The organism is Nocardia vinacea, from assembly GCF_035920345.1.
Taxonomy (GTDB): domain Bacteria; phylum Actinomycetota; class Actinomycetes; order Mycobacteriales; family Mycobacteriaceae; genus Nocardia; species Nocardia vinacea_A.
Genome location: NZ_CP109149.1, coordinates 5,639,763 through 5,660,738, shown reverse-complemented (window position 1 = coordinate 5,660,738; position 20,976 = coordinate 5,639,763). Strand labels below are relative to the sequence as shown.

At 66.4% G+C, this 20,976-nt stretch carries 22 protein-coding genes and 2 pseudogenes; 11 read left to right on the top strand and 13 right to left on the bottom strand.

Annotated features, from left to right (window positions below; translation table 11 throughout):
* Positions 1–39 precede the first annotated feature (39 nt).
* A complete protein-coding gene (locus OIE68_RS25950; RefSeq protein ID WP_327093696.1) occupies positions 40–2,061 on the top strand; it encodes a glycosyltransferase family 39 protein in 2,022 nt (673 codons plus the stop codon).
* On the opposite strand, the gene OIE68_RS25945 is transcribed toward OIE68_RS25950, so the two are convergent.
* Entirely contained in the window at positions 2,034–2,624 is a 591-nt protein-coding gene (locus OIE68_RS25945; RefSeq protein WP_327093695.1) for a carboxymuconolactone decarboxylase family protein, read from the bottom strand. The two genes, OIE68_RS25950 and OIE68_RS25945, sit on opposite strands and share 28 nt — an antisense overlap.
* A 59-nt stretch (positions 2,625–2,683) precedes the next feature.
* On the opposite strand from OIE68_RS25945, the gene OIE68_RS25940 reads away from it, so the two are divergent.
* From OIE68_RS25940 to OIE68_RS25930, 3 genes are all read left to right on the top strand, one after another.
* Positions 2,684–3,034 carry a helix-turn-helix domain-containing protein gene (locus tag OIE68_RS25940; protein ID WP_327093694.1) on the top strand — a complete coding sequence of 117 codons (351 nt, stop codon included), beginning with the start codon at positions 2,684–2,686 and terminating at the stop codon, positions 3,032–3,034.
* A 41-nt stretch (positions 3,035–3,075) separates the two neighbouring features.
* Positions 3,076–3,648, top strand: a complete 573-nt coding sequence (locus OIE68_RS25935) for a TetR/AcrR family transcriptional regulator (protein ID WP_327093693.1) — start codon at positions 3,076–3,078, stop codon at positions 3,646–3,648.
* A gap of 98 nt (positions 3,649–3,746) precedes the next feature.
* Positions 3,747–4,787, top strand: coding sequence for a medium chain dehydrogenase/reductase family protein (locus tag OIE68_RS25930; RefSeq protein WP_327093692.1), 1,041 nt, complete (start codon positions 3,747–3,749; stop codon positions 4,785–4,787).
* Positions 4,788–4,795: 8 nt separating this feature from the next.
* Here OIE68_RS25930 and OIE68_RS25925 read toward each other — a convergent pair whose 3' ends face one another.
* Positions 4,796–5,239, bottom strand: a complete 444-nt coding sequence (locus tag OIE68_RS25925; RefSeq protein ID WP_327093691.1) for a hypothetical protein — start codon at positions 5,237–5,239, stop codon at positions 4,796–4,798.
* 292 nt (positions 5,240–5,531) lie between these two features.
* Between OIE68_RS25925 and OIE68_RS25920 the strand changes: the two genes are divergently transcribed.
* Positions 5,532–6,482: a GlxA family transcriptional regulator gene (locus OIE68_RS25920; RefSeq protein ID WP_327093690.1), complete on the top strand. Its 951-nt coding sequence runs from the start codon at positions 5,532–5,534 to the stop codon at positions 6,480–6,482.
* Between the two features lie 138 nt (positions 6,483–6,620).
* Here OIE68_RS25920 and OIE68_RS47160 read toward each other — a convergent pair.
* Positions 6,621–6,746: pseudogene (locus tag OIE68_RS47160) on the bottom strand (BTAD domain-containing putative transcriptional regulator); the annotation flags it as partial.
* A gap of 9 nt (positions 6,747–6,755) precedes the next feature.
* Complete coding sequence (locus OIE68_RS25915) at positions 6,756–7,472, bottom strand: TetR/AcrR family transcriptional regulator (RefSeq protein WP_327093689.1); 717 nt, start codon at positions 7,470–7,472, stop codon at positions 6,756–6,758.
* An 87-nt stretch (positions 7,473–7,559) separates the two neighbouring features.
* Between OIE68_RS25915 and OIE68_RS25910 the strand changes: the two genes are divergently transcribed.
* The 3 genes and pseudogenes from OIE68_RS25910 to OIE68_RS25900 all read left to right on the top strand — a co-directional run.
* Entirely contained in the window at positions 7,560–9,161 is a 1,602-nt protein-coding gene (locus OIE68_RS25910; protein ID WP_327093688.1) for an FAD-dependent monooxygenase, read from the top strand.
* A 92-nt stretch (positions 9,162–9,253) separates the two neighbouring features.
* Complete coding sequence (locus tag OIE68_RS25905) at positions 9,254–9,586, top strand: hypothetical protein (RefSeq protein WP_327093687.1); 333 nt, start codon at positions 9,254–9,256, stop codon at positions 9,584–9,586.
* 200 nt (positions 9,587–9,786) lie between these two features.
* A pseudogene (locus OIE68_RS25900) lies at positions 9,787–10,431 on the top strand (alpha/beta fold hydrolase); the annotation flags it as partial.
* Positions 10,432–10,437: 6 nt separating this feature from the next.
* Here the strand turns inward: OIE68_RS25900 and OIE68_RS25895 are convergent.
* The 4 genes from OIE68_RS25895 to OIE68_RS25880 all read right to left on the bottom strand — a co-directional run bounded on the left by OIE68_RS25895 (position 10,438) and on the right by OIE68_RS25880 (position 12,983).
* Positions 10,438–10,980, bottom strand: a complete 543-nt coding sequence (locus tag OIE68_RS25895; protein ID WP_327093686.1) for a hypothetical protein — start codon at positions 10,978–10,980, stop codon at positions 10,438–10,440.
* 220 nt (positions 10,981–11,200) lie between these two features.
* Positions 11,201–11,854: a DUF305 domain-containing protein gene (locus OIE68_RS25890; RefSeq protein WP_327093685.1), complete on the bottom strand. Its 654-nt coding sequence runs from the start codon at positions 11,852–11,854 to the stop codon at positions 11,201–11,203.
* A gap of 82 nt (positions 11,855–11,936) precedes the next feature.
* Positions 11,937–12,341, bottom strand: coding sequence for a DUF6153 family protein (locus tag OIE68_RS25885; protein ID WP_327093684.1), 405 nt, complete (start codon positions 12,339–12,341; stop codon positions 11,937–11,939).
* 63 nt (positions 12,342–12,404) lie between these two features.
* Positions 12,405–12,983, bottom strand: coding sequence for an AMIN-like domain-containing (lipo)protein (locus OIE68_RS25880; RefSeq protein WP_327093683.1), 579 nt, complete (start codon positions 12,981–12,983; stop codon positions 12,405–12,407).
* Between the two features lie 128 nt (positions 12,984–13,111).
* Between OIE68_RS25880 and OIE68_RS25875 the strand changes: the two genes are divergently transcribed.
* Both OIE68_RS25875 and OIE68_RS25870 read left to right on the top strand, forming a co-directional pair.
* A complete protein-coding gene (locus OIE68_RS25875; protein WP_327093682.1) occupies positions 13,112–14,260 on the top strand; it encodes a class I SAM-dependent methyltransferase in 1,149 nt (382 codons plus the stop codon).
* A gap of 158 nt (positions 14,261–14,418) precedes the next feature.
* Positions 14,419–15,264 carry a Bax inhibitor-1/YccA family membrane protein gene (locus OIE68_RS25870; protein ID WP_327093681.1) on the top strand — a complete coding sequence of 282 codons (846 nt, stop codon included), beginning with the start codon at positions 14,419–14,421 and terminating at the stop codon, positions 15,262–15,264.
* Positions 15,265–15,344: 80 nt separating this feature from the next.
* On the opposite strand, the gene OIE68_RS25865 is transcribed toward OIE68_RS25870, so the two are convergent.
* The 4 genes from OIE68_RS25865 to OIE68_RS25850 all read right to left on the bottom strand — a co-directional run bounded on the left by OIE68_RS25865 (position 15,345) and on the right by OIE68_RS25850 (position 18,712).
* Positions 15,345–15,692 (bottom strand): DoxX family protein, encoded by a 348-nt coding sequence (locus OIE68_RS25865; protein ID WP_327093680.1) that lies wholly within the window; start codon positions 15,690–15,692, stop codon positions 15,345–15,347.
* Between the two features lie 176 nt (positions 15,693–15,868).
* Positions 15,869–17,089 carry an acetyl-CoA C-acetyltransferase gene (locus OIE68_RS25860; protein WP_327093679.1) on the bottom strand — a complete coding sequence of 407 codons (1,221 nt, stop codon included), beginning with the start codon at positions 17,087–17,089 and terminating at the stop codon, positions 15,869–15,871.
* 69 nt (positions 17,090–17,158) lie between these two features.
* Entirely contained in the window at positions 17,159–18,013 is an 855-nt protein-coding gene (locus OIE68_RS25855; RefSeq protein WP_327093678.1) for an SGNH/GDSL hydrolase family protein, read from the bottom strand.
* 225 nt (positions 18,014–18,238) lie between these two features.
* Positions 18,239–18,712: a hypothetical protein gene (locus OIE68_RS25850; protein ID WP_327093677.1), complete on the bottom strand. Its 474-nt coding sequence runs from the start codon at positions 18,710–18,712 to the stop codon at positions 18,239–18,241.
* Between the two features lie 94 nt (positions 18,713–18,806).
* Between OIE68_RS25850 and OIE68_RS25845 the strand changes: the two genes are divergently transcribed.
* On the top strand, positions 18,807–20,189 hold the full coding sequence (locus OIE68_RS25845) for a cystathionine beta-synthase (RefSeq protein WP_327093676.1): 1,383 nt from the start codon (positions 18,807–18,809) through the stop codon (positions 20,187–20,189).
* Positions 20,190–20,284: 95 nt separating this feature from the next.
* On the opposite strand, the gene OIE68_RS25840 is transcribed toward OIE68_RS25845, so the two are convergent.
* Positions 20,285–20,758, bottom strand: a complete 474-nt coding sequence (locus OIE68_RS25840; protein ID WP_327093675.1) for a DUF4254 domain-containing protein — start codon at positions 20,756–20,758, stop codon at positions 20,285–20,287.
* Between the last annotated feature and the right edge of the window lie 218 nt (positions 20,759–20,976).

Genomic DNA, 20,976 nt, shown 5'->3' with positions numbered 1-20,976 from the left:
GCAAAGGGGCTCCACCGGGACGGCTGTGATACTCCCCAGGTGACAGTGACCAGTGCCCCGGCGTCCCTGCCCGATACGACCCCACCCGATACGACGCCGCCCCATACGACCCCGCCCGCACCCGCGGCAGCGTTGCCGCCGATCAGACGGTGGGAGCGCATCGGGCTGGCGGTGCTGCTGATCGCGACGGCCGTGGCCTATCTATGGAATATCACCGTCAATGCCATGGGCAATGGCTTCTATGCCGCCGCGGCCTGGTCGGGCTCGCGGGACTGGAAGGCGCTGCTGTTCGGATCGCTGGATCCCGGGAATTTCATCACCGTCGACAAGCCGCCGGTATCGCAGTGGGTGATGGGACTTTCCGGTCAGCTGTTCGGATTCAGCAGTGCGAGCATGCTGATACCGCAGGCACTCATGGCCGTCGCGACGGTCGCGCTGATGTATGGCGCGGTGACCAGGGCGGCGCAGAGCCGCGGCGCGGGACTGCTCGCCGGTGCCGTCTTCGCGATGACACCGGTGGTGGCGTTGATGTTCCGGTTCAACAATCCCGATGCGGTGATGGTCCTGCTGATGACGGCGGGCGCGTACTGCACGATCCGAGCCCTGCGGCAGGCGAGTGTGCGGTGGCTGATGCTGGCCGGTGTCGCGCTCGGCTTCGCATTCCTGGCGAAGATGCTCGAGGGATTGATGGTCTTGCCCGCATTGAGCATCGCCTATCTGATCGTCGCGCCGACCGAACTGCGCACGCGGCTGTGGCATCTGCTGGCCGCGGCGGGCGCGCTGGTCGTCTCCTCCGGCTGGTTCGTGGTGCTGACCATGCTGTGGCCGGAATCCTCGCGGCCGTATCTTGCCGGATCCACGAATAACACATTCATGGATCTGGTGCTCGGCTACAACGGCTTCGCCCGCTTCCTCGGCCGGAACCACAAGGGCGGCAACCGCTTCGAGCTGCCACCCGGCTACCAAATGCCGCACAATGCCGGAGGCGGACAGGGGTTCGGCGGATTCGGTTCGGGTCCGGACCGGCTGTTCACCGGGGAAATCGGCTATGAAATCTCCTGGTTGCTGCCCGCGGCGATTCTCGCCTTCGCCTTGGTGCTGGCATCCCGGTGGCGCGCACCACGCACCGATCTGGTTCGTGGCGCGGCATTGACCTTCGGCTTGTGGCTGATCATCGACGGCATCGCGTTCTCGACTATGAAGGGCGGCATGCACGCCTACTACACGTTGGCGATCGGGCCCGCCGTGGCCGGAATGTTCGCACTGGGTGTGCACGAAATGTGGCGTCGCCGCGCCGATGCATTCGGTCGTATCGGTTCCGCCGCACTCATTCTCACCGCCGGTGTGTGGGCCTTCATTGTCCTGCAGCGGAATTCGGATTGGCAGCCGTGGCTGCGCTGGACGATTATCGTGATCTCGGTGCTCGCGGCGGTCGGTCTGCTCATCGCATCTGTTCCGGCGGCCGGGCGACGGCGCCTGCGGGACCGGGTGACCTCCGTGCTGGTGATCGCGGGCATCATCGCGGGTCTGGGTGGTTCGACGGCATACGCGGTGGCGACGCTGCCGCAGTCGCATACGGGTGGCGGCCCGACGGTCGGGCCTGCCAAGGCACGCAAGCCCGATTCCCAACAGCAATCCCAGGTGGGCCGGATCATGGGTGGCAACTTCGCTGAGCCGCAGGTGGTGAAAATGTTGAGCGACACCACGACCCGCTGGTCGGCGGCCGTAGACCGCTCCTCGACCGCGGCCACTCTCGAATTGGCCAGCCGCACAGCGGTTATCGCGATCGGCGGCTTCACCTCCGAGGATCCGGTGCCCACCCTCGATCAGTTCCAGGAACTGGTCCGCACCCACCAGGTCCGCTATTACCTGGCACAGGAAGTGCAACTGCCCGATTCCTGGCGCGTGCGCAACCAGGGTGATGCCGCGACACCGGCCCCGGAAGACGAGCCGTGGCGACCCATCGGCCACAAGGACATCGGCGACTGGGTCGCCGCGCACTACCAGGCCGTTCACATCGGCAATGTCGCGGTCTACGACCTGGCCGCGACACCGAACTGAGGGGTACCTGCCGGAAACCGCCGCGCCCAGGGTTCCAATTCGATTCGGGCACTGTTGATTACGGTGCTGAGCAAGCGATACCAACCCGCGATGATGATCAGCTCCAGGATCTGGTCGTCGTCATAGCGCTCGGCCAGTCGGGCCCAGACGGCATCGGAGATATTCCCGGTGTCGTGCAGTTCGTCGGCCAGCCGAACCAGCACGCTGTCCGCGGCGGTCCAGGCCGGATCATCGGCCGGACCGCTTGCGGCGGCGTCGATTTGGGCAGTGGTCAGGCCCACGGCAGGACCCTGGACCACCGCGTGCACGCCCCACTCGTACTCGGCGCCCGCCCGAGCGCAGGTGCGATGGATGACGATCTCGCGGTCGCGCGGCGGCACTCGGCCGTGGCCGAGAATTCCGGCGCCGAGTGGCCGCATACGCGAGAAGAGTTCGTCGTGCACGGCCAGCGTGCGGAACAGCGCCAGCGGCTCGAATGCGGCTTCCGGCGGCATCCACTTCTTCAGTTGCGCATCGATCTCGGGTGCGTAGGGCGGGCGCAGTGGGGCGATTCGGGTGGTCATCGATCAAACCTCGCTAGACTTGTCGGCATGCTTCGAAAAACAGAGCAAGGACTATGTCGATGGTAGCTTCGGAATCCGAAGCAGGCAAGGCATCGATGGTCGGCAAGTCTGTGCGCGGATCACGCACCGGCCGCCCGATCATGGCGCTGCTGGATCTGCTCGGACGGCGCTGGACGTTGCGGGTGCTGTGGGAATTACGTGACGGTGCGAGCGTCACCTTCCGTGAATTGCAGAGTCTGACCGGTGGGGTGTCGGCCAGTGTCCTGAATGATCGGCTGCGCGAATTGCGCGAGGTGAACATTGTCGAGACCGACCCGAGCGGCTATCGCCTCACCGCCGACGGCCTCGACCTCGTCGAAGCCCTTGGACCACTTCAGATCTGGGTTCAGCGCTGGTCTGACGACGTCTGACGGTTGACAGCAACGGGAGAAGTGAGTGTATAGTCACTCACATGAGCAGGCCCGGAGTTGTTCTTTCTACGTCGGAGATCCGGCGCGAGGCGGTGGTCGATGCCGCGATCGCCGAATTCGCGCAGACCGGATATCGCGGGACGCCCATCAATGCCGTTGCGGCGCGGGCGAATATCTCGCCCGCCTACGTATTCAAGTTGTTTCCCGGCAAGATCGCGCTGTTCATCGCGGCGCTGGACCGGTGCTACGAGCTTGTGGAGCGAGCGCTGTCCGCGGGTGCCGCGCGGGTTGCTGGTGCCGAACCCGATGCCATCCTGCACGAAATGGGTGCGGCGTATGCGGAGTTGATCGCCGATCGAAATCTGTTGCTGCTGCAGGTGCATGCGCAATCGGCGGTCGATATTCCGGAGGTCGCCGAGGCGGTGCGCCGTGGGCTCGAGCGCGTGACGACCTACGCGAAGACGCGCTCCGGTGCTGATGACGCGGCGGTGCAGCGCTTCATCGCCTACGGGCAACTCTGTCATCTGATCACCACGCTCGGACTCGACGGTCTCGATGCCGACTGGGCGCGAATGCTGAGTGCCGGTATTCGGCACGTCGATCCGACGACGTGAGGGGTAGTTGTTTCAAACGACCGTTGCCCCTGCGGGGGCACTCTTTTTAACCACAGAGTGACTGTTCGATCACTCACTCTGCATCGAAAGGCAAACCCATGAACATCCAGGCAACCCAGATTCTGCTGCCCGGCCCCGTCGACCCGATGGGCTTGCAGGTCACCCACCGTGAACTGCCCGCACCTGCCGACGGTGCGGCCATGATCGCCATCGAGGCCAGTGGTGTCTCCTTCGCCGAACAGCAGATGCGCCGCGCGAAGTACTACGACCAGCCGCCCTTCCCGTTCGTGCCCGGGTATGACCTGGTCGGCACGGTGACCGCGATCGGACCCGGGGTCGATCCGGCGCTGCTCGGACGACGCGTCGCCGCACTGACCAAGATCGGCGGTTGGTCGAGTCATATCGTGCTGGCCGCTGCGGATCTGGTTCCGGTGCCCGATGGCCTGGATCCCGCTGCGGCCGAGACCTTCGTCGTGAACGGCATTACCGCATGGCAGATGCTGCACCGCATCGCCAAGGTTCGCGCAGGTCAGACCATTCTGGTGCACGGCGCCAACGGCGGCGTCGGCTCGACGCTCGTGCAGCTGGCCCGCCACGCCGGTATTCGTGTGATCGGCACTGCGTCCGCACGGCATGCCGAGGCCGTCGCGGCGCTGGGCGCCGAGGCTATCGACTACCGCGGCGATGTGGTGGCACAGGTTCGAGCGCTTGCGCCGGGCGGGGTGGACGCCGTCTTCGACCATGTCGGTGGGCCGGGGATCGTCGACTCGTTCCGCCTGCTCGCGCCCCACGGCACCCTGGTCTCCTACGGCACCGCATCCACCAAAGACGATCCGGGCAACTCGCGCCTCCCGGTGCTCGCGCTGGTGGGCCGACTGATTTGGTGGAACCTATTGCCCAACAAGCGGAATGCGCACTTCTTCAATATCTGGGCGGGCCAGCGCAACCGCACCCGTTTCCGCGCCGCGATCGCGGCGGATCTCGGCGCGGTATTCGAGTTGGCCGCGGCGGGTAGCCTGCGTGCGCAGGTGGCCGCTCGTATTCCGTTGATCGAGGCCGCCCGCGCGATGGAGCTCGCCGAATCCGGCACCGTCACCGGCAAAGTTGTCCTCGTACCCGGAAACTCACTGCCGCACTGAATCTTTGGTCAAGCGCCGGTCGTCGAACCGGGGCGGACGATCATCAGGACGGTGACCACGGCCCACAGGAGGTTGAAGATGCCGGTGAGCATGGCCAATTGGCCGGTGGCGGGAATGGTTTGTGGCAAGGCGGCGAGGATGCGGGATTGGTCGGGCAGGATCGCCAGCGCGAGGATTCCGGCGGCCACACCGGTCAGAGCAATGGATACGGTGAGCCAGATATCGCTGAGTACACCGAGGCCGGCGGCGGTGGCCAGCCCGAAGACCGGGACGGCGAGGCCGATGGTGGCGTAGACGCGGCAGATGCGGTGCAGGTTGTGTGCGATGGCCAAGCGATGTGGGTCTGTCTGTACCTGGCGGACGGTGGCGGGGAACATACTTGCCGCCACCGTTACCGGGCCGATGGCGATAATGGCCGCCAGCACATGCAGGGAGAGTAGAAGTTTCGTCACGGGCGGCGCTCAGATCGCGATGGCGGCGGCGCCACCGGGCAGCTTGCCGGCCTCGAACGGCGCGATGACATCCAGCGGATCGAATCCGTCGAATAATACGAACTGGGCGAGCACCGTGTCAGCTCCTTCATCTTGTAGGTGCTGCCGACGGTAATGATCGCCGAGTGGTGCGGGAACTGGCGGAATTGCCATAAGCCAACGGATTCTCGCCAATCACGCTGATCTGCATAAATCGGTAATGCCGCAGGTCACACCCATTGGCGGGAACCTCGTGATCGCCTACGGTTTCGGCATGCACACTGTGGCTGTCCTCGCGCTGGACCAGGTCCTGCCCTTCGACCTGTCCACGCCGATCGAATCCTTCACCCGCAGCCGCCTACCCGACGGCCGCCCCGCCTACCGGGTTCGCGTCTGCGCGGCCGCGCCGACTGTCGAGACCGAACTGTTCACCATCAAGGCGCGCTGGGGGCTGGAGGCATTGGCTGAGGCCGACACGATCGTGCTTCCCGGCTGCGCGGACCCCACCGTTGCGGTCCCGGACGATGTCATCGAGGCACTGCGCGCGGCGGCGGCCAACGGCACCCGCATCGCCTCGATCTGCGTCGGCGCGTTCATCCTCGCCGCCACCGGTCTGCTCGACGGGCTGCGCGCCACCACGCACTGGCTCGCCGCCCCGACCCTCGCCGCCCGCTATCCCGCCATCGATGTCGACCCCGATGTGCTCTACGTCGACAACGGACAATTCCTTACCTCCGCCGGTGCCGCCGCCGGAATCGACCTGTGCCTGCACATGATTCGCCGCGATCACGGTTCCGCGGTGGCGGCCGACGCCGCCCGCCTCGCGGTCGTGCCATTGGAACGCGAAGGGGGACAGGCGCAATTCATCGTGCACGACCAGCCGCCGACGCCGCAGGGTGCGTCGATGGAACCGCTGCTGCGCTGGCTGGAGGAGCACGCCGCAAACGCACTCACCCTGGAAGATGTTGCGGCCCAGGCCAGTATGAGTCCGCGAACGCTCAACCGCCGCTTCCGTGAACAGACCGGCACCACTCCGCTGCAGTGGTTGCACCGCGCCCGCATCCGCCAGGCCCAATACCTCCTCGAAGCTACCGACCATCCGGTCGACCGCATCGCCACCCAGGTCGGCTTCGGTTCGCCCACCGCCTTCCGCGACCGCTTCAAACGGGTGGTCGGGACCAGCCCGCACACCTACCGCACCGCCTTCCAGAGTCGAGTCCGCTGACTTCAACTGGCGGACAGCCGATTCCAGCCAGGCCGAAGCACGGCCTCTCGACGGCGGGTCGTCGCCACCGCGGCATCGCGCAGCTGCGCCGGATCGTGGTCGAGCAAGCGGCGTTCCAACTCGTGCAGTGCGCCCCGGCTCGACGCCGAACTCGTCGACCACCAGCTCCCGGACCCGCCGCAACGCCGCTGGCGCCTGCGTCTGTCGCCCGCTGCGATAGAGCTCCAAAGCCGTTAGCTGCCAACGCCGTTCGCGATGTCGAATATCGGCAGCTCAGTAGTGGTGGTGTACCCGGGCGGCGATGCCGTCGAGCACGCATCCGAGACCGAATTCGAAGCGCTGATCGGCGTCGGTATCGGCCGCATCACGAACGCGACGAGCGAAATTCGGGTACTCGTTGCTTTCGATCACTTCGCGAATATACGGCGCGACGGTTTCGCGCCACTGATCCTCGGTCAGTCCGGTGCGACGTTGCGCCTGTTCCTCGGCGAGCTGGGCGGCGGTGACGCCGAAGACATACGCGTGCACCGTATCCACGATCGCGGCCGCATCGGTGATATCGGACGTCAGCTCGGTGGCCGCTGAGAGTGAGGTGTCGTGCAGGCGAAGGGAATTCGCACCGAGGGTGGGACGACCGGTGAGTTCGGAGGCCAGCCATGGGTGCCGGATCATGGTGTCGCGCAGGTGTGTGGCGACGGCGGTGAGGTCGGCGCGCCAGTCACCGATGAGTTCGGGCGGCGCCACCTCGCCGCGGACCGCATCGATCATCAGATCCAGCAGATCGTCACGACTGGCGACATACCGGTAGAGCGATGCGGTGCCGGATTCGAGTTCGGTGGCGATGCGGCGCATGGACACCGCATCGGGTCCCTCGCCATCGGCCAGTCCGATGGCGGTGCGGACGATCTGCTCCACGCCGGGGGCCTGGCGGCGCGGGGTCCGCCTCTCCTTGCTCCAGACCAGCGCGGGGCTCTTCGCCGAATTAGTCACTGCTGCTCCTTTGGCTGTTGTGAACATCGTAGCAGTGTGGCTACGGTGTATCACTATTGGTAACGCTGTAGCCATTAGGGAGTTGTCATGTTGCACACCAAGGTTCTGATAGTCGGCGGCGGCTCGGTCGGCCTGTTCACGGCGCTATTGCTGGCCCGGCACGGAGTCGCGGCGCTGGTTGTGGAGGCCCAGCGGGAGCCGTCGGTGCACCCACGGGCCACCGGTCTCGGCCCGCGCACGCTGGAATACCTACGTGAGGCCGGTGTCATCGACGCTGTCGATGCCGTGGCCGTCGATATGTCGACAGGCAATCTCGGCAAGCTGTCCGCGGTGACCCTCGCCTCGGCGAACCTGGCCGGGCTGCCCGATGCCACACTCGCGCGATCACACCAGCGCTCGGATCCGGTCACCCCGGCCGTCATCCGCGGCACCTGCCCGCAGCATCGGCTCGATTCGGTATTGCTGCCCGCGGCCACGCGGGGTGGAGCCACCGTTCGATACGGAATGCGACTGCTGTCCTTCGAACAGGACGCCGATGGTGTCACCGCGCACCTCGATGACGGGCAGACGATTCGCGCGGACTATCTGGTCGCCGCGGACGGTGTGCACAGCGGCGTACGCAAGGCACTCGGTATCGGCACGACCGGCCCTGGGCCGCTGGGCAATCCGAAGATGAATATTCTCTTCCACGCCGACCTGCGTCCGTATACCCAGGGACGACAGTTCGTCGCTTGCGATATCACCACGCCCGCAGCGCCGGGCATCCTGATGACCGTGGACGGCGCGAAAGAGTGGGTATTCCACAGTGATTACGACCCGGAGCGGGGCGAGTCGGCCGACGACTTCACCATCGACCATTGCCGCGAACTGATCCGCACCGCAATCGGCGACCCCGAACTCGATCCACAAGTCGTCAGCAGATTGCCTTGGCGAGCCAGAGGATCGGTGGCCGACAGATTCCAGCAGGGCCGGGTGTTCCTCGTTGGTGACGCCGCACACGCGGTACCGCCGCTCGGCGCATTCGGCCTGAACACCGGCGCGGCCGACGCACACAATCTGGCCTGGAAACTGGCTGCGGTGCTGGCCGGTGCCGCCGCCCCCGCCCTCCTCGACACCTACGATGCCGAGCGGCGGCCGGTCGCGACGAACACTTTGTCCCAAGCCCTGCTTCGATTGAAAGCCCCACACCTGCACTGGGATATGAGCCCGGCCGCGGCTGCCGGGCGGGCCGCGATGGGCATCGTGAACGCACCGGTCGTGCACATGGGCTACCGCTACGACTCCGCAGCCGTCATCGAACCACAGCCCGAACTGCCCTCGACCGAGGACATCGAACTCGTCCTCGACGGCACTCCGGGATCCCGACTCCCGCATGGGTGGGTGGCACGAAACGGTAACCGGCACTCCACACTCGACCTTGTCGAGTCCCGATTCACGCTGCTCGTCGCGTGCGACAACGCGGAGTGGTTACGCGCCGCCCAGGAGGTTGCCGCCCGTCTGCTCGTTTCCCTTCCGGCGGTGGTCGTCGAGGAGCAGGACTGGCCGGTGCAGGTCGGAATCACCAACCGCGGCGCACTTCTCGTGCGACCCGACCAGATCGTCGCGTGGCGTGCGCCGATCACCCCGCCGGATCCGGCCGACGACCTCACCCGTGCGCTCGCGCGAGTGCTCGGCCGCACGGTCGGCTAGTTCACCTGCCTGTTTCGGATCGTCACGTCAGGGGCACCTTATAGGCATCAGGCATAAGCACCCAGCCTGACAGCGAAATGTGAGGTACCACCATGACAGCGGAAGGGCCGTGGGAAATTCCCCCGCTCGACGACGCTCCGGATATCGCCCGCGCGACCGAGCCGAAGCCGGGAATTACCTTGGCGGACGCCAGAAATTGGCCCGGGTTCGTCCTGCTGATCATCGGCGGACTCGTCGCCATCGTCGCTGCGGTGATCGGGGCGGCCGGTTTTCCGGGTACCGCGTTCATCTTCGCCCTCGTCGCCCTCGTCGCCTCGCTGACCGGTATCACCCTCGTGCTCTTCGAGCGGCGCGGCCGCCGTCCACAGCCGCGTGCATCGGAGGAGCCCGCCCCCTGGCAGCCGACCGTCCCGCCCGGCGCTTGATTCATCCCTGACATAGTTCCTTGGCAACCATTGCCGCCGTTGGCATCTGCCGTATTTCGGCAGCGGTCCGGTGCCGTAGGTGATCGATGCGATGCCGCGCTGGGCGGCCACCAGTGGTGCGGCGAAGTCGACCGGTGGATGCAGCATGAGATCCGGCTCGAAATCCGCCGCGAGCTGCAGTCCGGCAACAGCCGCTCGCCGAGCGGTGGACGCTGCTCGCCCCGGATCGGCCCGGTCACGGCGGAACTCCCGCTGCCAGACAGGATTTCGAACCGGAAGCCCGGCTCGTCGCCGACCAGCTCCTGGGCCGGCCGGTGCACCTGGTCGGCTTCTCCTACGGCGGACTGGTCTCGCTGTACGCCGCCGCGTTGCGCCCGGAGCACATCCGATCGCTCACCGTCGTCGAACCGCCGCTGTTCGCCGTCGCGAAAGGCAATCCGGAAGTTGATGCCACGAGTAAGGTGACGCGCGACATCATCGAGGACACATCGGCCTCGCCGGAAGCCGGTTTGGCGCGGTTCCTCCCGGTCGCGGGCGTGCCGATAACGCTCACCGACCCCATCCCGCAGGTACTACTGGACCGCATGCGGCAACTCCAGGGTGCGCGCCCGCCGGACGAAGCGGTGCCGCCGCTGGACCCGTTGCGCGCCGCCTCCTTCCCGATCCTGGTCGTCTCGGGCGGTGACCGACCGGTCTACGAGGCGATCTGTGACGCACTCGCCGAGCGCACCGACGCCGAGCGCGCCGTCTGCCCCGGTATGGGACATCTGGTGCCCGATACCAGTGCCCCGTTCAACGAACTGCTCGAAGAGTTCTTCAACCGTGCCGATGGGAACGCGAAATAGACTGCGTCAGTAGGCTTTGCACGCGTCCTCGGCGACGTTCTTGGTGGCGTTGAACTTATCGATCGCGACATTGAGGGTATCGGTCGGCGCGCGCCGGTCGAGGGTGTCGGCCAGGGCGTTGGTGTCGTCGCGGTAGCTGCGCAGCGGGCCGGCTACGGCCAACGGCACGTCGGAGGTCACCTTCGAGTCGATGGTCCGGGCGCTATTGCGCAGCGCGGTGACGGCGTCATTGGCCTTGGCGTTGGTCTCCGGATCGTTGACGCCCTTGTTGTTGCTCGCGTCGATGTAGTCGTTGAAGGTGCGGATCGAGCTGCTGTTCGCGCTGGTGAACGTGTCGCAGGCGGTCCCGGCCGCACGTTCGGCCGCCGCCGCGCGGGAGGAGGACGCGGCCACCGACGACGCCGTGACCTCGGAGGCGTATGCGGCCAGTTCGGTCTGGTTGACCTGCGCGCTGCCGTTGATCTGCTTCGAGCACGCGCCGATGGTCAGGACACCCACCGCAGTGGCTGCCGCCGCGGCGACAAGGCCCGTCCGCTCTAGTCGTCGCATTTCGGTTCCCCTCTCTCCCCTCCGAACATCCGGCCGCTGGAGGCGCGTAGGAAGCCGGACGTAAAGACCGTACTTGTTCGCAACCGTCGACGTCAGCCGACCGAACCGATATCGATGACCAACCGATATCGAACGACCGAAAAAGCACTGGTCAGGAACCGCATGGTCGGTGCGGAGCGCACCGGAACGCGATTGTCCCGGTGTGCTCCGCGTCGCTGTGTCAGCGCTGGCCGAGCAGCCCGCGCATGGTGCCGATTTCGGCCTGCTGGGCGGCGACGATGGCGGTGGCGAGAGCCTTCGCGTCCGGATTGACGCCGCCGGCGAGTTCGGTGTTCGACATGGCGATCGCGCCGGTGTGGTGCTCGATCATCAGCTCCAACCACTGCCGGTCGAAGTCCGCACCGGAGGCCGCTGCCAGCGCGTTCATCTGCTCGTTCGACATCATGCCCGGCATTGTGGTCATGCCGGGCATGTTCATGGTGGTCGTCATCTCCATGTTGTGCCCGCTATGGCCGGAGCTGGTGGGCGCGGGCTTGCCGAAGCTCTCCAGCAATGTGGTGATCTGCTCCATCTCCGGTGACTGCGCCTTCTCGATATCCGCGGCGAGCGCGCGCACCTGCTCATTCTGGGTGCGGCTCGGCACCAGCCGGGCCATCTCGACCGCCTGCGCGTGGTGCGGGTACATCGTCTGCAGGAAGGTCACGTCCGCGGCGTTGAAATCGCTTCGGGTAGCGGGCTTTCCGGAGCTCGCCGACGAGGAGCCGTGATCCATACCGGGCATGGAGTTGTCATTGCTACAACCTCCGGCGAAAAGCGCTGCGGCGGTGGTCGTTGCGGCAATGGCGACGGTGATACGGCTACGGGTGATGAACATGTCTGTGCTCCTGGGGAATTGCGAATGAACGGTTTTGGGCAGGCGGCAGCCGCGTCCGTGGTTGCGGGCGCGGTGGGGTCTGTCAGATCCGCAGAATCGACAATTCGGCCAGGGACGGCACGGTCCACGGTGGTGCGCGTTCGCGTATCGGCCGCCACTGGCGCGGTTTCGACATACCGCCACCCGGTCGATCGAGGGTGATCCAGTAGAGCAGGACGAGCATCAGGGCGACCGCGCCGGCGGTCAGGATGAAGACGCAGGCGTGCATGCCGCCGTGTGCGTGGCCGCAACCGTCATAGGTGCAGTCCGGTCCGGCGGCCGCGTTGTGGTCGACGGGCAGTGCCATGGTCGCCATCGCGTGGTGGTCATCGGCGGGCGCGACTGCGAAAACTCCGGCGTGCATGGCGACAATGCCTGCGAGCAGCACCAATACGCCGAGCACCCGGACGAGTCCGGTGGTGCGCGAAGACGGCTGCGGTTCGACCACAGCGTCATTCTAGAGAGCGCCGCACGGCGACCTTCGATACCCCCTGACCGTATTGGGCACCTTCTAGGTATTCGCGATATCGATGACCAGCCGGGTGGGATTGGTCAGGGTGCTGACCTCGAAGGCTGGGCGATCGGTATTCACCCCTATGAACGATTGGGTCGTGCCCTCGAAAACTCCGCTCCGATACACCCCCGCGACTACCGGCGCACTGGGGTCGGTGGCCGGATCGGGACCCGAATACGGCGTCACGCCGTTGTCGAACGGATACGCCGACCCGGTGATCTGAACCTCCAGAATCGACCGGCCCGCGACATCGACTACCTTGCCGCTGGCGTCCTGGATGGCCTGCCCGGTGTACTGCACGATCCAGCCGGGCGTGCCCGCACCGCCGAGTTCGTAGACCACGCGATCGAAGCCCGCGTGGTGCCCGATCCGGATGCCGGACACGGTCACGCCCGCGTCGCTGGACGGGGTCCCGCGCTTGGGCCCCGCATCGTGCGGTGCGGTGTCGGGCGCATCGGTGAATGTGCCGGTCGGGGTCGGCGCGGTGGTCGTGGTGTTCGGGCTGGACCCGCCGTCGCCGCAGCCGACGAGCACCGTCGCCGCGGCGGCGACCAACAGCACCATCCTGTTACGCATGTGGCTGATGGTATTGGTCGCGGCTCGCGCCGTCGGGGATTTGCGATGACCCGGTGTTCGGCACCGGAGTGTCGCCGACATGCCGGGGTGGGCGCGATCCATCGGCAACGATCTAGCACACTTGAGGTGTGGGAGATGTCGAGGACGTACTTGGCCGGCTGCGGCGGTACCCGGATGTGGAGGCGCTGAACCTCTACGCCGTCGATGCCGCCGACCGGTTGATTCTCGACGTCGCCGCCGATGCCATCGATGCCGCAGGCAGCGGCCGGATCGCCGTGATCGGCGACGCCTACGGCGCGCTCACCCTCGGCGCGATCGCCGGACACGATCTGCGCGATATCCGTGTCCATCAGGACCTGCTCACCGGCGAACTCGCGTTGGCCAACAATGCCCGCGTGCTCGGTCTCGCGGATCGCTATACCGCACACGCGCTCTCCAAAGAATTGCTCGCCGACGCCAAGGTCGTGCTGCTGCGACTACCGCGCATGCTCGCCGGACTGACCGAGGTCGCCGACGCCGTCGCCCGCTACGCGGATCCCGAGGTGACCGTATTCGCGGGCGGGCGCGACAAATATCTGACCAAATCCATGAACGATGTACTGGCCGAATCGTTCTCGCAGGTGCGCGCGAGCCGGGGCCGGCAGAAGTCCCGCACGCTATTGGTGAGCGGGCCGAAACCCGTTGCCGCGCCGCCATTTCCGGTGCATGAGCGGATCGACGATATCGATATCGACGTGGTCGCGCACGGCGCGGCGTTCTCCGGCGCCAAATTGGATATCGGAACCCGATTCCTGTTGCAGCACTTCAAGTGGATGAAGCCCGATGCCCGCGATGCCATCGATCTCGGTTGCGGCACCGGCATTCTGGCGGTCGCGCTGGCCAAGGCGCGGCCCGGCATCCGGGTGGTCGGCACCGATCAGTCGGCCGCCGCGGTGGCGTCGGCGCGGGCGACCGCGGTGGTCAACGAGGTCGCCGATCGGGTGACCGTGGTGCGCGACGACGCCATGTCCTCCGCCGCGGACAACAGCGCCGATCTGGTGCTCTGCAATCCGCCGTTCCATGTCGGCGCCGCCGTGCACACCGGATCGGCGATCAAGATGTTCGCTGAAACCGGTCGGGTGCTGCGTCCCGGCGGTGAACTGTGGACGGTTTACAACTCGCATCTGAACTATCGCGGCGTGGTCCAGCGGATGGTCGGCCAGACCGAGGTGATCGGCCGCAATCGGAAATTCACGGTGACGCGATCCGTGCGTGGGCTGCGCGACGTTCAGCGGTAGTAGAGTCCGAATTGTCCGTACCGAAGGGTCGCTCGGGAACTCGGCCGGGTCGATACACGTTGGACAACCTAGTTGGATATCGGACACCGGCTCGGATGAGACGGCTCGGGACTGACGGCCACGGCGACGTGGACCACGACTCCAGAAAGGCATCAACGGTGCGCACTACTAGCAATCCGGTTTTTCGTCAACTTCCTCGGCAAGAGGGCAGTGGCTATGCCAACTTCGGGTCAGGGGTGACGGGCGCGGGCCAGATGACCCAGCAGCACGGCCAGTACCCGCAGTACCCCCAGTATCAGCAGGCCCCGGCCACCCGGGCCATGACCATCGACGATGTGGTCACCAAGACCGCCATCACACTCGGTGTGCTCGCGCTGTCGGCGATCATCTCCTACGGCCTGACCAACGCGAACACCTCGCTGGCGCCGCTGTTCGTCATCGGCGGTGGTCTGATCGGCTTCGTGCTGGTGCTGGTCGCGACCTTCGCCAGAAAGATGGACAACCCGGTTGTCGTGCTCTCGTACGCCGTCTTCGAGGGTCTGTTCGTCGGCGCGCTGTCGTTCATGTTCACCAACATCGAATTCGGCGGCGTCGGCGGCAGTGCCATGATCGCGCAGGCGGTGCTCGGCACCTTCGGCGTGTTCGCGGGCATGCTCGTGGTCTACAAGACGGGCGCGATCCGCGTGACCCCGCGCTTCACCCGAATGATCTTCGGCGCGATGATCGGCATCTTGGTCCTGATCGTCGGCAACCTGATCGCCGGCTTCTTCATCGACGGCGGCCTCGGCCTGCGTGACGGCGGCCCCCTCGCCATCGTCTTCAGCCTGGTCGTGATCGCGGTCGCCGCCTTCAGCTTCCTGCTCGACTTCGACGCCGCCGACCAGCTCATCCGCGCCCAGGCCCCGGAGAAGGCCGCCTGGGGTGTCGCCCTCGGCCTGACCGTCACCCTGGTCTGGCTCTACATCGAAATCCTGCGCCTGCTGAGCTACTTCAACAACGACTAGTGATTCGGCTACCGAGAACGGCTCCCTTCCCGCTCGGGTAGGGAGCCGTTCTTCGTGTGCCCCTAGCACCGTCATCGGGCTCAGGCGGCGATGCCGAGACCGGCGGCGACGATGACCGGGATCATGTACAGCAGCGGGAACGGGATGTGGCCGTAGGCGCGGGCCCGGATATTGGTGACGACCGCGCCGGTGAAGTACAGCACGACGCCGATCGCGGCGGCGTATCCGATCACCGGGATCCAAAGGCCGACAACGAGTCCGACCGCGCCCGCGGTCTTGGCCAGGCCGAGCAGGTTCCACCACGATTCGGGCACGCCGTATTCGACCAGCGGATCGACGACGAACTTCGCCCGCCGCAGCAACGAGAAGCCCGAGAAGCCGACCCACGCGGCGGCGAGAACAGTGACGATGACGTAGGCGGTGTACATGGAATGGGCTCCTTCGGAACGGGTTCAGCTGGTGATTCGCTGAGTAGACGGAGCCCGGGTGGGGAGTGTGACATCGGCGAGCGGAGCCCAACCGATGAAACGTCGAACGGCTCCCTATCGCGCCGGATGGGGAGCCGTTCAACGGATTTCGTTTGTCGCCCCGAGGGGCGCGAAAACTAGCTCAGGCGCTCGATGACCATGGCCATGCCCTGGCCGCCGCCGACGCACATGGTCTCCAGGCCGAACTGCTTGTCGTGGGTCTGGAGGTTGTTGATGAGGGTGGCGGTGATGCGGGCGCCGGTCATGCCGAACGGGTGGCCGAGGGCGATGGCGCCACCGGACACATTCAGCTTGTCGAGGTCCATGTTCAGCTCGCGGGCGGAACCGAGGACCTGGACGGCGAATGCCTCGTTGATCTCGTACAGGTCGAGGTCGTCGATGGTCATCTTGGCGGTCTTCAGGGTCTTGCGAACCGCCTCGATCGGGCCGAGGCCCATGATCTCGGGGGACAGGCCCGAGACGCCGGTGGCGACAATGCGCGCCAGCGGGGTCAGGCCCAGCTCCTTGGCCTTGGTGTCGCTCATGACGACCAGCGCGGCCGCACCGTCGTTGAGCGGACAGGCGTTACCGGCGGTAATGGTGCCGTCCGGGCGGAACACCGGCTTGAGCTGCGAGATCTTCTCGTAGGTGGTGCCGGCGCGCGGGCCGTCGTCGGTGGTGACGACGGTGCCGTCGGGCAGGGTCACCGGGGTGATCTCCCGTTCGAAGAAGCCGGCCTTGATGGCATCCTCGGCGCGGTTCTGCGAGCGCACGCCCCAATGGTCCTGATCTTCACGGCTGATGCCGGTGTACTGGGCGACGTTCTCGGCGGTCTGGCCCATGGCGATGTAGACGTCGGGCAGGATGTCGGCGGCGCGCGGATCGGTCCACAGGTCCGCGCCGCCTTCGGCGCGCTTGGCGGTGCGGGCCTCGGCCTCGGCGAACTCCGGGTTGTGGGTGTCCGGCCAGCCGTCGGCGGTGCCCTTCGGGAACCGCGACACGGTCTCGACACCGGCGGAGATGAACACGTCGCCCTCACCGGCCTTGATGGCGTGGAAGGCCATCCGGGTGGTCTGCAGCGAGGACGAGCAGTAGCGGTTCAGGGTGACGCCGGGCAGGGTGTCGTAGCCGAGTTGCACGGCCACATTGCGGGCCATGTTGAAACCGCCCTCACCGGCGGGCTGGCCGCAGCCCAGGATCAGATCGTCGATCTGGGTGGGGGCGAGGCCGGGAACCTTGTCCAGAGCCGCGCGGACCATCTGGGCCGCGAGGTCATCCGGCCGCATGCTCACCAGCGAGCCCTTTCCGGCGCGGCCGATCGGCGAGCGAGCGTAGGAAACGATGACGGCCTCGGGCATGAGGACTCCTTTGTTGGACGGTCAGGGTGCGCCGGGACGGTGTCCGAAACGCGGTCTTCGAACCGTTTGTTACTTGTGCGTTCGGATCGAATCTACGTCGCGTCCTGTTGGGCGGGAACCCGGGGTCGCCTCCTCGAGTGCCTCGATCAGGACCGGGAGCAGCAGCGTGGCCGCCAGTTCGTAACCCGCCGCCGAGGGGTGGAATCCGTCTTCGGAGAACAACTGCTCGGGTGCGGCACGGAACTCCGAGGCGAGCCGGTCGCCCATTGCCACCGGGATGCCACCGGCCATCGTGGTCGCGACCGATTGGGCCCGGGCCAAGCGGATGCTCCAGTTACGCACCACCGTCCGCAGCGGCTGCGGAATTGCCACGACGGTGCCGAGATTCGGACAGGTGCCGACCACCACGATGCTGTCGGCACGGCGCAGGCGGGCCACCGCGGCGGCCAGCCGGTGCGCGGAGGCGCGGATGGAGTGCTTCTTGGTGACATCGTTGGCGCCGATGAAGATGACCGCGGCATCCGGCGGGGGGCCGGCGACGAACATCGCGTCGACCTGTCCGGACAGCCCCTTCGAGGTCGCACCGGATATGGCCTTGGTACTCAACCGGATTCGCTGTCCGGAGGCCTCGGCGAGGCCGCGGGCGATGCGCACGCCGGGGACTTCCTCGGGTGATACGCAGCCGACCCCGGCCGCGGTGGAATCGCCGAAGATCATCAGATGCACGTCGGCAGGCAGACCGGTGCGCCACGGTTGCGGCGCGAGGCAGCCCGCGGTGTAGATGCCGTCGGCCTCGGGCGGTTTCGAGGTATCGCGCCCGATGACCCCGCGCGCGACCCCGGCCTGTGCCATGAGCAGCCGATATGTCGCCCACCATGCGGTCCCGGCGCCGGAACCGGCCAATACAGTTGCGGCACCCGTCACAACCGCGGTCTTCCATACTCCCCCGCCTCCCCGGGCCTTTTGCCGGTCGTCGGGAGTCACGGCAGTTGCGGTCCGGGCCGGTGGTTGGGTGCGCCACAGCTCCAGGGCGTACCCGATGAGTTACCCATGTATCTACGAAATCAGTTGTTGCGGTTCGAGGCAACACGAGATGAGGCCGCCGTGCGGCAGACACGGTTACCGCAGGCAGCGAACTCGTGGCGCGATTCAGGCTGGCGGGTCGCCGGGAACGTCGAACCACCCGTGCGCGGGGACGCTCGCGGTGTCGGTGGTGACGGTGACCTCGACGCGTCCCGGACCGGTGTCCTGGAACAGGGCGTACTGAATGCTGCCGTAGAGGCCGGTGACCACGTTGTTGTCGTAGCTGCCCGTTGCGCCGGTGTTCAGATTGCGCCACGCGACGGTGGTGCGGACCTCGCACAGCGGAGCCAGCGGATAGTCACCGGGTCCGAGCCCCACCGCCGGATCCGCGCGCACATTGAGAACGGCCCGGCCCGGCCACTGCGCACTGGTGTCGGCCCAGGTGCGGATGGTCGTCCAGCAGAGGGCGCCGTGCGCCAGCGTCGGCACCTGCGGGAACTGAACGGTCGCGGCCTGGGCGGGGGCGGCCCCGAGGACTCCGGCGGCCACTGCAGCTCCGGCCAGAACTGTCGCGGCGCGAGCGATGTTCGGCTGCTTCATATTTGCGATCCTAGGGAAGTGATCACCGTCATGTGCGATTTGTCGGGCTAGACGCGCGCGCACGGATATCGACCCCTTCTGCAACGATAGGGGCATGCGCATCGCTGATCACGTCGTTGACCTCATCGGCAATACGCCGCTGGTTCGATTGAACTCGGTGGTGGGCCCCAACGCAGGCATTGTCGCGGCCAAGATCGAATATCTGAATCCGGGTGGTAGCTCCAAGGACCGAATCGCCGTGAAGATGATCGAGGCGGCCGAGGCCTCCGGTGCACTGCGGCCGGGCGGCACCATTGTCGAGCCGACCTCCGGCAATACCGGGGTCGGGCTCGCGCTGGTCGCGCAGCAGCGCGGTTACCAGTGCGTGTTCGTCTGCCCGGACAAGGTCAGCGAGGACAAGCGCAACGTGCTGCGTGCCTATGGCGCCGAGGTCGTGGTGTGCCCGACCGCGGTGCCCCCGGACCACCCGGACAGCTACTACAGCGTCTCCGACCGGCTGGTCCGCGAGATCGACGGCGCGTGGAAGCCGGACCAGTACTCCAACCCGGGCGGGCCGGACAGTCACTACGAGACCACCGGGCCGGAGATCTGGCGCGATACCGACGGCAAGGTCACCCACTTCGTGGCCGGTGTCGGTACCGGCGGCACCATCACCGGCGCTGGTCGGTACCTGAAGGAAGTCTCCGGCGGCAAGGTGCAGATCGTCGGCGCCGATCCCGAGGGGTCGGTGTACTCCGGCGGCACCGGTCGGCCGTATCTGGTCGAGGGCGTCGGTGAGGACTTCTGGCCCTCGGCCTATGACCCGGCCGTGCCCGACGAGATCATCGCCGTCTCCGATGCCGACTCCTTCGATATGACCCGCAGGCTCGCGCGCGAGGAGGGCCTGCTGGTCGGCGGCTCCTGCGGTATGGCGGTGATCGCGGCCATCGAGGTCGCCCGGCGCGATCCGGATGCGCTCGTGGTCGTACTGCTACCCGACGGTGGCCGCGGCTACCTGTCCAAGATCTTCAACGACCAGTGGATGAGCTCCTACGGCTTCCTGCGTGATCGGATGGACGGCGCGGCGGAGCCGTTGGTCGGCGATGTGCTGCGCGGCAAATCGGGTGCGCTGCCGGATCTGGTGCACACCCACCCGTCGGAGACCCTGCGCGATGCGATCGAGATCCTGCGCGAGTACGGGGTTTCGCAGATGCCGGTCGTCGGCGCCGAGCCGCCCGTGATGGCGGGCGAGGTCGCGGGCAGCGTGACCGAGCGTGACCTGCTGTCGGCGGTCTTCGAAGGCCGTGCGAACCTGACGGATTCGGTTGCCCAGCATATGAGCCCGTCATTCCCCCTGATCGGCTCAGGCGAACCCATTTCGGCCGCAACCAAAGCGCTATCGGATACCGATGCCTTAATGGTGGTCGAAGACGGCAAGCCCGTAGGCGTAATCACCCGCCACGACCTACTCGGCTTCCTCAGCACAGGCTCAATCTAACTCCGTCACCCACCCACTGGATCAAGATCAGGTGGAAGCCATGGCGGCATCGGTCGAGAAGCCACCGCCACCATTGCCACCTGATCTTGATCGCGCTACGCGGTTCGGCGGGTGCGCGGGTTGTCTTGGGCGGCACCGATGATGAGGTCGGTCCAGTGGTCGGCGAGTAGGGCGAGGCGGTACCAGGCGGCGTGGACGCGGTCGTCGGCGACCTTTTCGGCGGTATGCAGTAGGTGGCTGGCGTGGACGTAGGCGGCGGCCATTCGATCCATGGTCGCGCCGATGGATTCGGCGCGGATATGTGCGGTCGAGCGCCGCTGCGGCACCCGGGTGATTACCCAGGTGTCGATGGCGGAGACGAGTTCGGCTCGGCGGCAATCGATTCCGGCGGTGGCGAGCGGATCGCCGTGCCGCTGCCGGTGCAGGTCCGCGAGCGCGTGTGCCAGCGGAATGAGCGGATGCTCCCGAGCAGGCTCAACCGGATGTCCGCCGAAGGCAGCGACCAATTCACGCTGATCCGGCAGGGCTCTCGCACCCCCGATGATCGGGGCGCTACTACGCACGAACATGACTGGCTCCCAACGGGATCGAGATCAACCGGGCGGCGGGGTCGGATAAGAGCGCGTGCATCGTGTACCTCCACGTACATTTCGATGCGATACAGCTTGCGCCTCGTCCCTTGGCAATTCGGTGACGTCGAGATGGCACAGCGATGACAGGCAGTAACAATGTTCTCTACACGGTGTAATTCGCGTTGTGAAACTAGGCCGACCAGTCTGCAATGATG